Source organism: Aeromonas sp. FDAARGOS 1404 (assembly GCF_019047085.1).
Classification (GTDB): domain Bacteria; phylum Pseudomonadota; class Gammaproteobacteria; order Enterobacterales; family Aeromonadaceae; genus Aeromonas; species Aeromonas veronii.
The window spans coordinates 3,511,870-3,524,975 of sequence record NZ_CP077237.1 but is presented as its reverse complement, the minus strand read 5'-3'; the positions used below and the strand labels follow the sequence as shown (position 1 = coordinate 3,524,975).

9 protein-coding genes are annotated in these 13,106 nt (G+C 60.3%); 3 read left to right on the top strand and 6 right to left on the bottom strand.

Annotation, left to right across the window (positions count from 1 at the left end):
* Window positions 1–36: 36 nt before the first annotated feature.
* Window positions 37–2,154 carry an anaerobic ribonucleoside-triphosphate reductase gene (nrdD, locus tag I6L34_RS16490; RefSeq protein WP_216955001.1) on the bottom strand — a complete coding sequence of 706 codons (2,118 nt, stop codon included), beginning with the start codon at window positions 2,152–2,154 and terminating at the stop codon, window positions 37–39.
* 444 nt (window positions 2,155–2,598) lie between these two features.
* On the opposite strand from nrdD, the gene I6L34_RS16485 reads away from it, so the two are divergent.
* On the top strand, window positions 2,599–3,573 hold the full coding sequence (locus I6L34_RS16485; protein ID WP_005338444.1) for an ABC transporter substrate-binding protein: 975 nt from the start codon (window positions 2,599–2,601) through the stop codon (window positions 3,571–3,573).
* An 82-nt stretch (window positions 3,574–3,655) separates the two neighbouring features.
* Here the strand turns inward: I6L34_RS16485 and ligA are convergent, their stop codons facing one another.
* From ligA to I6L34_RS16470, 3 genes are all read right to left on the bottom strand, one after another.
* Window positions 3,656–5,662 (bottom strand): NAD-dependent DNA ligase LigA, encoded by a 2,007-nt coding sequence (gene ligA, locus I6L34_RS16480; protein WP_216955000.1) that lies wholly within the window; start codon window positions 5,660–5,662, stop codon window positions 3,656–3,658.
* Window positions 5,663–5,761: 99 nt separating this feature from the next.
* Window positions 5,762–6,928: a cell division protein ZipA gene (gene zipA, locus I6L34_RS16475; RefSeq protein ID WP_075115712.1), complete on the bottom strand. Its 1,167-nt coding sequence runs from the start codon at window positions 6,926–6,928 to the stop codon at window positions 5,762–5,764.
* 15 nt (window positions 6,929–6,943) lie between these two features.
* Window positions 6,944–10,318: an AAA family ATPase gene (locus tag I6L34_RS16470; protein WP_075115711.1), complete on the bottom strand. Its 3,375-nt coding sequence runs from the start codon at window positions 10,316–10,318 to the stop codon at window positions 6,944–6,946.
* A gap of 213 nt (window positions 10,319–10,531) precedes the next feature.
* Here I6L34_RS16470 and cysZ point away from each other — a divergent pair, with 213 nt between their 5' ends.
* Complete coding sequence (gene cysZ, locus I6L34_RS16465) at window positions 10,532–11,296, top strand: sulfate transporter CysZ (RefSeq protein WP_005338455.1); 765 nt, start codon at window positions 10,532–10,534, stop codon at window positions 11,294–11,296.
* Between the two features lie 146 nt (window positions 11,297–11,442).
* Entirely contained in the window at window positions 11,443–12,057 is a 615-nt protein-coding gene (locus I6L34_RS16460; protein WP_005338456.1) for a trimeric intracellular cation channel family protein, read from the top strand.
* An 85-nt stretch (window positions 12,058–12,142) separates the two neighbouring features.
* Here I6L34_RS16460 and I6L34_RS16455 read toward each other — a convergent pair whose 3' ends face one another.
* Both I6L34_RS16455 and I6L34_RS16450 read right to left on the bottom strand, forming a co-directional pair.
* On the bottom strand, window positions 12,143–12,394 hold the full coding sequence (locus I6L34_RS16455) for a hypothetical protein (protein ID WP_005338457.1): 252 nt from the start codon (window positions 12,392–12,394) through the stop codon (window positions 12,143–12,145).
* Between the two features lie 47 nt (window positions 12,395–12,441).
* Complete coding sequence (locus I6L34_RS16450; RefSeq protein WP_058059049.1) at window positions 12,442–12,987, bottom strand: DUF882 domain-containing protein; 546 nt, start codon at window positions 12,985–12,987, stop codon at window positions 12,442–12,444.
* Between the last annotated feature and the right edge of the window lie 119 nt (window positions 12,988–13,106).

Below are 13,106 nucleotides of genomic sequence, written 5' to 3'. Positions count from 1 at the left end.
GTAAGACTCCCTGTATCACAGGGAGTCTTTAGCGATTTACATATGTTTGACGCGGCGCTTCACCTCTTCCTGCTTGCCCGCATTGAAGGGGCGCGCATCCGGGCTGCCGAGGTAGCCGCAGACACGGCGGGTCACCGACACCTTGGCGGGGTCGTGGTTGCCGCAGCGCGGGCAGGTGAAGCCCTTGGAGGTGCACTCGAATTCGCCGGTGAAGCCGCAGTCGTAGCACTCGTCGATGGGGGTGTTGGTACCGTAGTAGGGCACCTTGTCATAGCTGTAATCCCAGACGTTTTCGAGCGCTTCCAGGTTGTGCTGGATGTTGGGGTACTCACCGTAGCAGATGAAGCCACCGCTGGCGATGGGCGGATAGGGCGCCTCGAAGTCCAGCTTGTCGTACGGGTTGACCTGCTTCTCCACATCGAGGTGGAAGCTGTTGGTGTAGTAACCCTTGTCGGTCACGCCGGATACCACGCCAAACTCCTTGGCATCGATGCGGCAGAAGCGGGTGCAGAGGTTCTCGCTCGGGGTGGAGTAGAGGCTGAAGCCGTAGCCAGTCTCGTCTTTCCACTCATCGATGGCCGCCCTGAGACGGGCGATGATGGCGATGGCTTTCTGTTGCAGCTCGGCGCTGTCAAACAGGTGCACCTTGTCACCAAACAGGGCGTTGATGGTCTCGTGAACTCCGATATAACCGAGGGAAATGGAGGCACGACCGTTCTTGAAGATCTCGCTGACGTTGTCGTCCGCCTTCAGCCGCACGCCGCAAGCCCCTTCCATATAGAGGATCGGAGCAACCCGTGCTTTCACCCCGTCCAGACGGGTGATGCGGTACATCAGCGCCTTCTTGGCGACCCGCAGGGAGGCATCGAGACGATCCCAGAAGTCCGCTTCGTCACGGGATTTCAGGGCAATGCGCGGCAGGTTGAGGCTCACCACACCCAGGTTGTTGCGACCTTCGTGGATCAGCTCGCCATTCTCCTCGTAGGCACCGAGGAAGGAGCGGCAACCCATGGGGGTCTTGAAGGAGCCGGTCACTTTCACGACCTGGTCGTAGTTGAGGATGTCCGGATACATCCGCTTGGAGGCACACTCCAGCGCCAGCTGCTTGATGTCGTAGTTGGGATCGCCCTGCTTGTGGTTAAGGCCATCCTTGATGGCGAACACCAGTTTCGGGAACACAGCGGTCTTCTTGTTCTTGCCAAGACCAGCGATACGGTTGCTGAGGATGGCACGCTGGATCATCCGCGACTCCCAGCTGTCCCCCAAGCCAAAGCCGAAGGTGACGAACGGCGTCTGACCGTTGGCGGTGTGCAGAGTGTTGACCTCGTACTCCAGCGACTGGAAGGCGTCATAGCACTCTTTTTCGGTGCGGGCCATGGCATAGGCTTCCACATCGGCAATGCCCCACTCTTCGGCCACTTCACGGTGTTTCTGCCAGCTGATGGTCACATAGGGGGCCAGCACTTCGTCGATGCGGTTGATGGTGGTGCCGCCATAGATATGGCTCGCCACCTGGGCGATGATCTGGGCGGTCACCGCCGTGGCGGTGCTGATGGATTTCGGGGTATCGATCTCCGCATTGCCCATCTTGAAGCCGTGGGTCAGCATCCCTTTCAGATCGATCAACATGCAGTTGAACATCGGGAAGAAAGGCGAGTAGTCGAGATCGTGGAAGTGCAGATCACCGCTCTCATGAGCCTGAACCACATCACGGGGCAGCATGTGGCTGGTGGCATAGTGCTTGGCGACGATACCGGCCAGCAGGTCGCGCTGGGTCGGGATCACCTTGGAGTCTTTGTTGGCATTCTCGTTGAGCAGGGCGGCGTTGGTCTGCTCGACCAGACCGCGGATCTCCTGCGCCAGACGGCCGCGCGCCTCGCGAGCCTGATCCCTGTCGTGGCGATATTCGATATAGGCACGGGCGATGGCCTTGTCGTCGGAAGCCATCAGGTGGTTTTCGACCCGGTTCTGGATCTCGTGGATATCAACTTCACCACGCCCTTCCAGCTCCTGACTCACCGCATTGGCAATGCGGGAGGCGAGAGCCGGATTGGCCTGATTGACCGCTTCCGCCGCACGGCTGACCGCCTCTGCAATCAGCTGGGCATTGAATGGTGCGCGACATCCGTCACGTTTGATCACAACCGGTTTCATGAATTTTCCCCGTTAAAAGGCCAGGCATTTGCCTCTGGCTCACCCTTGTTGGGCTCCCCTCCCGGCATCTCGTCCTGGACGCAAATAAATTCAGCCGAGGCTTGACAAGCCTGGGCTGAAGATAGGAGAGGAACAGCTTATACACAGCTTAATAACACAACATATAGGGATTAAAAACGAATGCGTCCCTATATGTGGTGTCTATTAGGCACCAAAGCGAAGCCTCATTTCTTGATCCAGAACAGGTTTTCCAGCGAGCGGGACAGTTCACGACCAACCCAAAAGAGCCCCATTCAAATCCAATCTCAAGCAGGGTGCGGGCTGGCGTCCGATCCGCCCACACGAAAAAAATCGCCCCCCGCCACACCGGTTTCGAGATGACAGCGCCAACCAAAACCACCCATACTGAACAAGAACTCTCTCCCCCTCGACAAGGGACAACCCATGCGCACCTCTCTGCTGTTGCTACTGCTATCCACCCTCTCTCTGCCGCTCTGGGCTGCCAACATTCTAGTGATCAGCAGCTACCATCCCGAATACCTGTGGGACCAAAGCTACAACAAAGGGCTGCTCGATGGCTTGCAGGGGGAGCACAAGATCACTCACTTCTATATGGATACCAAACGCCATCCACGGGAGAAGTTCGACGAAATCGCCCAGCAAGCCATCGCCTTTTATCTCAAGAGCAAGCCGGATTTAGTGGTACTGGGGGATGACAACGCCATCAACTATCTGGCCAACGAGATCGCCTCGCTGGGTACCCCGGTGGTGTTTCTTGGCATGAACGAGAATCCGCGCCTCAAGGGCTTTGTCGGCCACCCCAAGATCACCGGCGTGCTGGAACGCCCCCTGCTCAAGCGCAACATCAGCGAAATAAGCCAGATGATGGGGGGGCTCGACAAGGCACTGGTGCTGTTTGATTCCAGTAATGTGGCCCTCACCGCCATCGAGGATGAATTCAAGACCCAGACCGAGCTGCGAGTCGGCCAGACCAGGATCAACAGCCAGCTGATGGGGGATTACAGCCTCTGGCAAGAGGCGGTGCTCAACGCCAAGAAGAACGGCTATCAGGCGATCTTCCTCGGCCTCTACCACACGCTGGTCGATGACAATGGCAAGCATGTGAGCGAAAAGACGGTGCTGGAGTGGACCAGCGCCAACACGCCGGTGCCGCTCTTCTGTTTCTGGGAATTTACCGTCGGCAAGGGGATGGCCATCGGTGGGCTGGTGCTGGACGGCCACGATCAGGGGATACAGGCAGCCAGCCTCATCAACACCATACTGGCGGGCACCCTGCCCCGTACCATCTCCCCGCGCGCGGCCCTGCGCGGCGAATATGTCTTCAGCAAGAGCGAGCTGGCCCGCTGGCAGCTCACAGTGCCCGACAAATGGCGCCACAAGATCCTCTGGCGTGAGTAACCGCCGAAACAAAAAAAGAGAACCCGGCCATGCCGGGTTCTCTTTTATCGGGTGCTGCGGTTAGCAGGCTTGGTGAGGGCTATCAGCCCTGCAACGCCTGTTGCAGCTCCTCTTCGGTCCAGATGGTAATGCCGAGCTCCTGCGCCTTGGTCAGCTTGGAACCGGCCGCTTCCCCCGCGACCAGCACATCGGTCTTGGCAGATACCGAACCCGCCACCTTGGCCCCCAGCGCCTGCAGCGCCGCCTTGGCGTCGTTGCGCGACAAGGTGGTCAGCGTGCCGGTCAGCACGAAGGTCTTGCCGGCAAAGGGTTGCTCCGCGGCCTCTTTCTTCTCGATGGCCGGCCAGTGGATGCCGGCAGCCAGCAAGGCTTCCAACACCTCCACGTTGTGCGGCTGACGCAGGAAGTAGTAGACATGCTTGGCCACCACATCGCCCACGTCAGCCACTTCGAGCAGTTGCTCCACCGATGCATCGCGCAGGGCATCCAGGGTGAGGAAGTGGTTGGCAAGGTTGAGCGCAGTCGCCTCCCCCACTTCGCGGATCCCCAGTGCAAACAGGAAGCGCGGCAGGGTGGTGCTGCGCGCCGCATCGATGGCGGCTACCAGATTGAGGGCCGATTTTTGCCCCATCCGCTCAAGACCGGCCAGCTGGATGGCATTGAGGCTGAACAGATCGGCGGGAGTCTTCACCAGCCCCTTGTCTACCAGCTGCTCGACAATCTTGTCGCCAAGGCCATCCACATCCATGGCACGACGGGCAGCGAAGTGCTTGATCGCCTCCTTGCGCTGCGCCTCGCAGAACAGGCCACCGGAGCAGCGGGCAACCGCTTCCCCTTCCAACCGCTCCACTGCTGAGCCACAGACCGGACACTCGGTCGGGAAGAGAATTTCGCGCGCATCAACAGGGCGCTCTGCCTCTACCACGGCCACGATCTGCGGGATCACATCCCCTGCCCGGCGCACGATCACGGTATCGCCGATCATCACGCCAAGCCGCTCGATCTCATCGGCATTATGCAAGGTGGCGTTGGAGACAGTCACGCCGCCGACAAACACAGGTTTAAGCTTGGCCACCGGCGTCACGGCGCCGGTGCGACCAACCTGAAACTCGACGTTCTCAAGCAGAGTCATCTCCTCCTGCGCCGGGAACTTGTGGGCAGTCGCCCAGCGCGGGGCGCGAGCCACAAAGCCCAGCTCCTCCTGCAGGGCGATGGCATCGACCTTGTAGACCACGCCGTCGATCTCATAAGGGAGCTCGCCACGGCGGGCCAGAATGTCGTCGTGGAACGCCTGACAACCGGCGGCCCCCTCTTTGAGCTTCACCTCTGGACTGAGCGGCAGCCCCCACTCCTTGAGCTGGGTGAGACGGCCAAAGTGGGAGTCGCCCAGTTGCTCGCCGCCAACACCGACACCGTAAGCGTAAAAGCTCAGGGGACGGCTGGCGGTGATGCGTGAATCGAGCTGACGCAGGCTGCCAGCAGCGGCATTGCGCGGGTTGACGAATACCTTCTCGCCCGCTGCCAGCGCCTTGGCGTTCATCGCTTCGAAACCGGCCTTGGGCATAAAGACTTCGCCACGCACTTCCAACCGCTCGGGCCAACCAGAGCCCCGCAATGCGAGCGGAATGGCCTTGATGGTACGCACGTTCTCGGTGATCTCCTCACCGGTGGCGCCATCGCCCCGGGTGGCCGCCTGCACCAGCTGACCATTTACATAGAGCAGGCTCACCGCCAGACCGTCGAGCTTGGGCTCGCAGCAGAAGGTGAAACGCACGTCCCGCTTGAGGCGATCGCTCATGCGCTGTTCGAACGCCTGCAACTCTTCGCTGCTAAAGACGTTATCCAGACTGAGCATGGGGATCTCGTGACGCACCTGACTGAACGCCGTCAGCGGCTGACCGCCGACCCGCACGCTAGGGGAAGCCGGGGTTTTCAGCTCGGGGTGGTCAGCCTCCAGCGCGATCAGCTCGCGCATCAGGCGATCGTATTCGGCATCCGGCACTGTGGGGTTATCCAGCACATAGTACTGGTGACCATATTCGGTAAGCAGTTCACACAATTGACGGTGGCGGGAGAGGGTGTCGCTCATGAAAAAGTCTCGAAGTGTGATTGAACATACGGCCGGGGTAGAAACAAAAATGCGGTACCAGGGTACCGCACTTTTTCTTCACTCGACCCGCATGGCGTATTAGTCGCGACTGGCCTCGTAGGCAGCCAGCTCGTGACGGTAACGGGCAATGGTCTCGTCGCTCAGCGGGCTGCGATCCATATCTGTCAGCATGGCATCGAGATCGCTGGCCAGCTGATCGGCAGCCTGCAGCATGTCCTCGAAGGCAAACGCGGCATTGCTGCGCAGCGGCAGTTGCATGAACAGGGAGACACCCGGCGTGGTGAACTGTTCCATCCGGTACGGATTGAAGGTGCCTGGCTTGACCATGTTGATCATGGAGAAGAGCACTTCACCCTTGCCGTTTGGATCTTCGTGACGGTGGAAAATATCCATCTCGCCAAACTTGAAGCCCAGCGCCATCAGGGATGAGAGCAGGGTCGCACCTTGCAAGTCGTGACCAGGACGGCCCATCAGGTTGATGACATAGACATCCTGCCAGATCTTCTCGACCGGCTGGGGCGCCATGCGCGGCTCTTCAACCACAGGTGCAGGTGCCACATAGGCCGGCTCTTCATAAACAGGCTCGGGAGCAACATGACGGGGCTGCGGCTGATAATCCGGCTCGGGAGCACGCACCGGTTCAGCACGAACGGTGTCGGCGGTACGGACTGTCTCTGCACGGGCACCAAAAGTCGGGGCGGTCGCGTAAGCGGGCTCGACCAGCGGCTCGTCATCCAGCGACTGCATCATGGGCTCGCGCTGGGGACGGGAACGGTAGACCGGGGTACGACGATTGACCTGAGCAGGTTTGCGCACCGGCGCGGCAGGCGCCTCGTCGATCTCCTCGGGCAGCGGTTCGTCGAATGTTTCCTCTTCATAGACAGGAGGCGGCGGAACCGGGCGGGCAGCAGGCTTGCGCACTACGGGCGGCGGCAGATCGTCCTCGTCATCTTCATCATCAAAGGCGGGGACGGCAGGGCGACGACCGAGTTCCGGCTGGCGGCTCTCTTCACTGCGCAGCTTGGGCTCGGCACGACGGCCACCACTGACCACGCGTACCTGGCCGATGCCATCGCTGTCGAAGGCGTCGTTATCACGATCCCGCGACTTGGAGTCCATCCGTCCAATCGGTTTCTCTTTGATCGGTGCCTGACGATTCTTTTTGTTGCTCCACAACCCGTGAATGAGCAATGCCGCAATAGCAATACCGCCCAGGGCAACCAAGATGTAACGCAATTCCTGCATTAGCTGCTTCTCTTTCTAGTTTTGCTCAGCCAAAGCGACGGCTTCACCGATATCGACCGACACAATGCGAGAAACCCCGGGCTCTTGCATCGTGACGCCAACCAGCTGCTCAGCCATCTCCATGGAGACCTTATTATGACTGATGTAAACGAACTGTACTGTGCTCGACATCTCTTTGACAAGAGAACAGAAGCGACCGACGTTCACTTCATCGAGCGGTGCATCCACCTCATCCAGCAGACAAAAAGGTGCTGGGTTGAGTCTGAAGATGGCAAAAACCAGCGCAAGCGCGGTTAACGCCTTCTCCCCCCCGGAAAGCAGGGCAATGGTAGCATTCTTCTTACCCGGAGGTCTCGCCATGATGCTCACTCCGGCCTCCAAAAGATCATCGGAGGTAAGCTCAAGCCAGGCACTGCCCCCACCGAACACTTTTGGAAACAGGGATTTTAAATCTTCGTTGACCTTATCGAAAGTGTCCCGGAACCGTATTTGTGTCTCTTTATCAATTCTTTTAATGGCTTGGCTCAAGGTTTCCAGCGCTTGCTCGAGATCCTGACACTGATTTTCAAGATAGGTTGCCCGGGTTTTCGCCTCTTCGTACTCCTCCAGCGCCGCCAGGTTGATGGCGCCGAGCGCCTCCACTTGCGCCTCCAGGGTCTGGATCTCCTGCCGCAGCTTGCCGCGATCAGCGGCGATCAGCACCGCCTGATCGAGATCTACCAGTCGAACCCCCAGCTCTTCGAACTGCTCGTGCAACCCCTGTCGACGGGTGAGGTTGCGTTCACGCTCAAGGCGCAGTGTTGCCAGCTTCTCCTGCAACGTCACCAGCTGCTTGTGATCGGCACTTCTGGCCTGTTCCAGCTCACCCAACTGGCGCTCCAGCTCCGCAAGCCGTTGATGACAGGCGAGCTGCTGCGCCTCCAGATTGCGCTGCTCGGCCAGCAGGGGCGCCAGATCCGGCACCGCTTCGCTATCCGGCCCTTTCAGCCCGGCCAGCTCCAGCCCGAGCCGAGCCAGCTCCTCTTCACCCAGGGTAATGAGTTGGCGCAGATTGCCCAACTCCAGTTGCAAACGCTGGCAGGCCGCTTGTTGCTGCTCGCGGCGCACACGGGCCTCGTCGACCGCCCGCTCGCAGCGGGTCAGCAGCTCCTGAGCAACCTGTAACCCTTGTGTCAGGGGCTCCCCCTGCTCCTGCAACTCGGCAAGGCGCGCCTCATCGAGTTCCAGTTGTTCACGGGCGCTGGCCAGTCGCTCTGCCTCTTCGGCCTGCTCCTGATCGAGCCGGATCAGCTCTTCGCCGAGCTGACCGAGCCGCTGCAACCGCTCCTGCCGCTGACCCTGTTGGAGGCTCCAGGCTTCGCGCAGTTGTTGCCATTTCTGCTCTTGCTCGCGCAAGGTTCGCTGCGACAACTCCTGCGCACTGGCAATCTGGGCGCGCCGGGCATCGGCTGAGACAAGTTGCTCGCTCAGCTGTGCCAGCCCCGCGGCAACCTTCTCCTGCTCGGTATGCAACCGCTCACGCTCACCCAGCAGCGCCATGGTGCCAAGCGCCGCGCCCTGCCCCAGATCTGCCCAGTTTGGCCCCAGCCAGTCGCCAGCAGGAGTCAGTACCGACTCACCGGCCGCAAGGCTTGGCTGACGGGCCAATGCGGCTTCCCGGCTCTCCACCAGCCAGATGGCGTTGAGGAAGGCAGGAATATGCTCACCACCCAGTTGCGCCGCCAGCGTACCGGCCACCGCCGGTTGCGCCGGGCCAATCCAGAGCCCCTCTTGCGCCAGATTGCACTCGTCCGCCGGCGTTGCGGTGAGCCAGCGACCCAGCACCTTGTCGAGTGCCTGTGCCCACTCGGGGGCAACCTGCAACCGGTCGGCCAGGGTCGCCCCCTCCATCTGTTCGCCGAGGATTTGATCCAGCGTCGCCAGCCGCGCCTCCAGTTCCCGCTGCAGGCTCAACTGCTGGCCATACTGCTGCTTGAGTTGTTCATGGGCGTCGACCGCCTGCGCCAGCTGCTCGGTCAGCTCGCCATTAGCCGCCCGCGTCAGCTCCAGCTCACCACTCAGGGCATCGAGGGCCGGTTGCAGGTCATCGGCCTCAGCGCCGAGGGGTCCCGCGCGTTCATCTTCCAGCTTGAGGCGGGCCAGCCGGGTCTTGGCTTGCAACTCCTGCAAACCACCCAACCGGGTACGAGTCTGGTTGAGCTGCCCCTGCAACCCGGCCAACTGTTGTTGCCACTGCTGCTGGCGCAGGCGGGCCTGCTCCAGCTGCTCGCTGGCGTGCTGGCGGGCCTCCAGCTGCTCGGTGAGCAACTGCTCACACTGCTCCAACCGGGCACTCTCCTGCTCGGCGCGCAATACCCCTTCGGTCAGTTGATCCTGCTGGCTGGCCAGCTGCGCCTTGCGAGTGGCGATCCGCTCGCCCAGCGCCTCTGCACGGGCCTGCCAGTCGCGCCCCAGTTCACTCTGGTGCAGTTGCTGTTGTTCGAGGCGGGCGATGGCCTGCCCGCCGAGAAATATCTGTTGCTGACGGCTCGCCTGCTCGGCTTGCGCCTCTTGTCTGGCGACCGACAGAGTGACGTGGCGCCCCTCATCGGCGGTGCGCTTTGCATCGAGCGCCGCCAGCGCCTGCTCGGCCTGCGCCAGTTCGGTTTTGGCCTCGCCAAGGCGCGTCTCCAGCGCCCACAACTCGGAGCCAATCAGCTCGGCACGAGCAGCGCGCGAACGACTCTTGAGCTGTTTGTAGCGCTCGGCCGTTTCGGCCTGGGCTTTGAGGTGGTCAAGGCGCGAACCCAGCTCGCCGCGAATATCGCCGAGGCGCTCCAGGTTCTCCTGTGTGTGGCGAATGCGCTGCTCGGTCTCGCGGCGCCGCTCCTTGTAACGGGAAACCCCGGCGGCCTCTTCCATAAAGAGCTTGAGATCGGCCGGACGTGACTCCACCAGTCGGCTGACGGTGCCCTGCTCGATGATGGCGTAGCTGCGGGGGCCAAGACCGGTGCCGAGGAAGAGGTCGGTCACATCCTTGCGGCGGCACTTCTGGCCGTTGATCTGATAGTGGTTGGAGCCATCGCGCAGCACTTCGCGGCGCACCGAGATCTCGGTAAAGCGGCCGAACTCGCCGGGCACCCGGTTGTGGGGATTGTCGAACACCAGCTCGACCGAGGCGCGCCCGTGCGCACTGCGATTGATGGAGCCGTTGAAGATAACATCGGTCATGTTCTCACCGCGCAGATGGCGAGCGGAGCTCTCCCCCAGCACCCAGCGCACCGCGTCGATGACGTTGGATTTGCCACAGCCATTGGGGCCCACCACGGCGGTCATGTCTGCCGACAGTTCGATGCGGGTCGGCTCGACGAACGACTTGAAGCCGGCGAGTTTGATCAGTTTCAGACGCATGGCGACCTGTATCAGTGGCTAAATAAAGAGGATGCGGGCAGGTGACTTTACCAAATCCAGACCCGGCTTTGTTTGTAATATGCAGGCATCATCCCCATTCATGCCCGATTTTTGGTCGCCGCGGCACGAAATAAGGAATAGTCGGCGACTTTACCAAATCAAAGGCTTGTTTGTAATATGCTGGCAGTTCTCCCATGCATAGATGGAGCTCACATGAGCCAATCACCCCATATGGTCAAAGATTCAATCAGCGGTGCAGATTATTTTCTGCGCGGTTTTTCCCTCATTCGCCAACCGGGCATCCGCACCTTTGTGCTGATCCCCCTGCTGGTCAACTTCGTGCTGTTTGCCGGGGCCTTCTATGCCCTGCTGCTGCAACTGGACGGCCTGTTCGCCTGGCTCCATCAGCAGATCCCCGCTTGGCTCGACTGGCTGGACTATCTGCTGTGGCCCATCGCGCTCATCACCATACTGGTGGTCTTCTCCTTTATCTTCAGCTCGGTTGCCAACTGGGTAGCCGCTCCCTTCAACGGCCTGCTGGCGGAGAAGGTGGAGCAGATCCTCACCGGCCAGCCCGCCAATGACAGCGGCATGCTGGATATCGTCAAGGATGTGCCACGCACCTTCGGCCGCGAATGGACCAAGCTGAAGTATTACCTGCCCAAGGCCATCGGCTGCCTGATCCTGTTTCTGATCCCTGTGGTGGGCCAGACCCTGGCGCCAGTGCTCTGGTTCCTGTTCAGCGCCTGGATGATGGCGATCCAGTATGTGGATTATCCGTTCGACAACCACAAGATCGACTTCATCACCATGCGCGATGCCTTGAAGCAACGCCGCGGAAAATGCCTGAGCTTTGGCGCTTTGGTGACCCTCTTCTCCGCCATTCCGGTGGTGAACCTCTTCGTGATGCCGGTTGCCATCTGTGGCGCCACCGCCATGTGGGTCGATCACTACCGGCAAGAGCAGTTGGGGCGCTAACCCTTGAACATTGATTAGAAAAAGGCACCCGAAACGGTGCCTTTTTCGCATTTAGCATGAATTAAATTAATGCATGCATTCGATAGCTTGTCCCATATGACACGAGTTGGTAGGATTCTGGCCTTTCTCGTTCCCTGGGATATCTCATGTTACATGCACTCTTCTTGGTGGGCCTGGTGGCCGAAGGGATGACCGGCGCGCTGGCCGCGGGTCGGCGACGGATGGATCTGTTTGGTGTGGTGATCATCGCCTCGGCGACGGCCATCGGTGGTGGCACCATCCGCGATGTGCTGCTGGGCCACTATCCGCTGCTCTGGATTGAACATCCGGAATATGTGCTGCTGGTTGCCGCAGCCGCGATGGCAGGAGTGGTCTCCGCCCCCCTGATGCGCTATCTCGGCAAGCTGTTCATGGCCCTTGATGCCCTGGGACTGGTGGTCTTCTCCATCTTCGGTGCAGCCCGGGCGCTGGATATGGGCCACGGCGCCGGTATTGCCTGCATCATGGCGGTAGTGACCGGAGTCTTTGGCGGTGTGCTGCGGGATCTGCTCTGTCAGCGCATTCCGCTGGTGTTTCGTCGCGAGCTCTATGCGGCCATTTCGCTGATCACCGCAGCCCTCTACTGTCTGGCGCTGGATCAGGGCTTGCCGACCAACTGGGCCGCGTTCGGTTCCATCGGGATCGGCTTTGTACTGCGGCTGCTGGCGGTACGTTTCAAGTGGGGACTACCCACCTTCAACTACCAGTACGCGACCCACTGAGTACGCCAACTTCTGGCGAGGCGGGTTGGATTGCGAGCAACAAAAAAGCGCCCGAGCGGCGCTTTTTTCATGGACGGTCTGCGACTCAGTTAATCCCTTCCGAGCTGAAGAAGGTCGCCTTGTCGGCGATAAAGCGGATCTTGATGTTCTTCCCTTCCCCACCCCAGAGGCAGCTGGTGGTGCCCAGCGCATCGTCACAACGCTCCGCCTTGCCCAGAATGGTGCTGGCCTCGGCGTAACTCATCCCCATCTTCAACTGGTCGTAATTTTCACGGTTGAGCTTGCTGCAACCGGTCAACAACAGGGCGATCAGGCCGCCAATCACTATCTTTTTCATCGCTATCTCCTCTCTGGTGGAAAGAGCTTGGCAGCTTGCCAACCCCTTTACCAGCTGCGCACCGGGCCAGTATCGAGGTGAACGAAGTTGTCACGGGGATAGTAACCAACCCCACCCACCTTGAGCTGGAGCGCTGCCTTGCGCAGATGGGCTAGCTGTACGCCGGGGATCCGCACATCCACCGCCTGCCCCAGGGTGTGGTAACTGTGCTTGGCCACACCGCGGCTCTTGTGACGCTTCTGGCGATTGGTGGCCGGTGCGCGATAGCCGGAGATCAGCTGGATTTCGCTGCGCCGACCCAGCTTGTGCTGCAACAGGAACAGCTGATCAAACAGCTTCTTGTCGATGTTGAACACTTCATTGCGCCGGTAATCGCGGAAAATGTGGTTGAGCTCGGCCAACCCGTCGTTCAGATAGTGGCCATTTTCCCAATAGCTGGCGCGCACCCGCTCGCCGGTATTGAGATTGAAGAAACTGAGTTCACGCCCGGTGGTACTGCGGCTGGCCAGTGCAGGGAAGGAGATCAGCGAGCTGCCCAACAGGCAACCGGCTCCCAGCAACAGGCGACGTCGACTTATCTCTTGTTCCAGCATAAGGGGTTCGTCCATCGCAGATTCAAGCGAAAATAGTTGAATAAGATCACTGATTGAATGTGATACAGGCGCTTGAAACTACCCTCCGGCGGGGGGCCCTGTCAAACCTCAATCGCCCA

Bases quoted from the DNA above. Each gene is read 5' to 3' on its own strand.
- I6L34_RS16485 (WP_005338444.1), top strand. From the start codon at position 2,599: ATGCGCACCTCTCTGCTGTTGCTACTGCTATCCACCCTCTCTCTGCCG.
- zipA (WP_075115712.1), bottom strand. From the start codon at position 6,928: ATGCAGGAATTGCGTTACATCTTGGTTGCCCTGGGCGGTATTGCTATT.
- I6L34_RS16460 (WP_005338456.1), top strand. From the start codon at position 11,443: ATGTTACATGCACTCTTCTTGGTGGGCCTGGTGGCCGAAGGGATGACC.
- cysZ (WP_005338455.1), top strand. From the start codon at position 10,532: ATGAGCCAATCACCCCATATGGTCAAAGATTCAATCAGCGGTGCAGAT.
- I6L34_RS16470 (WP_075115711.1), bottom strand. From the start codon at position 10,318: ATGCGTCTGAAACTGATCAAACTCGCCGGCTTCAAGTCGTTCGTCGAG.
- I6L34_RS16455 (WP_005338457.1), bottom strand. From the start codon at position 12,394: ATGAAAAAGATAGTGATTGGCGGCCTGATCGCCCTGTTGTTGACCGGT.
- ligA (WP_216955000.1), bottom strand. From the start codon at position 5,662: ATGAGCGACACCCTCTCCCGCCACCGTCAATTGTGTGAACTGCTTACC.
- nrdD (WP_216955001.1), bottom strand. From the start codon at position 2,154: ATGAAACCGGTTGTGATCAAACGTGACGGATGTCGCGCACCATTCAAT.
- I6L34_RS16450 (WP_058059049.1), bottom strand. From the start codon at position 12,987: ATGCTGGAACAAGAGATAAGTCGACGTCGCCTGTTGCTGGGAGCCGGT.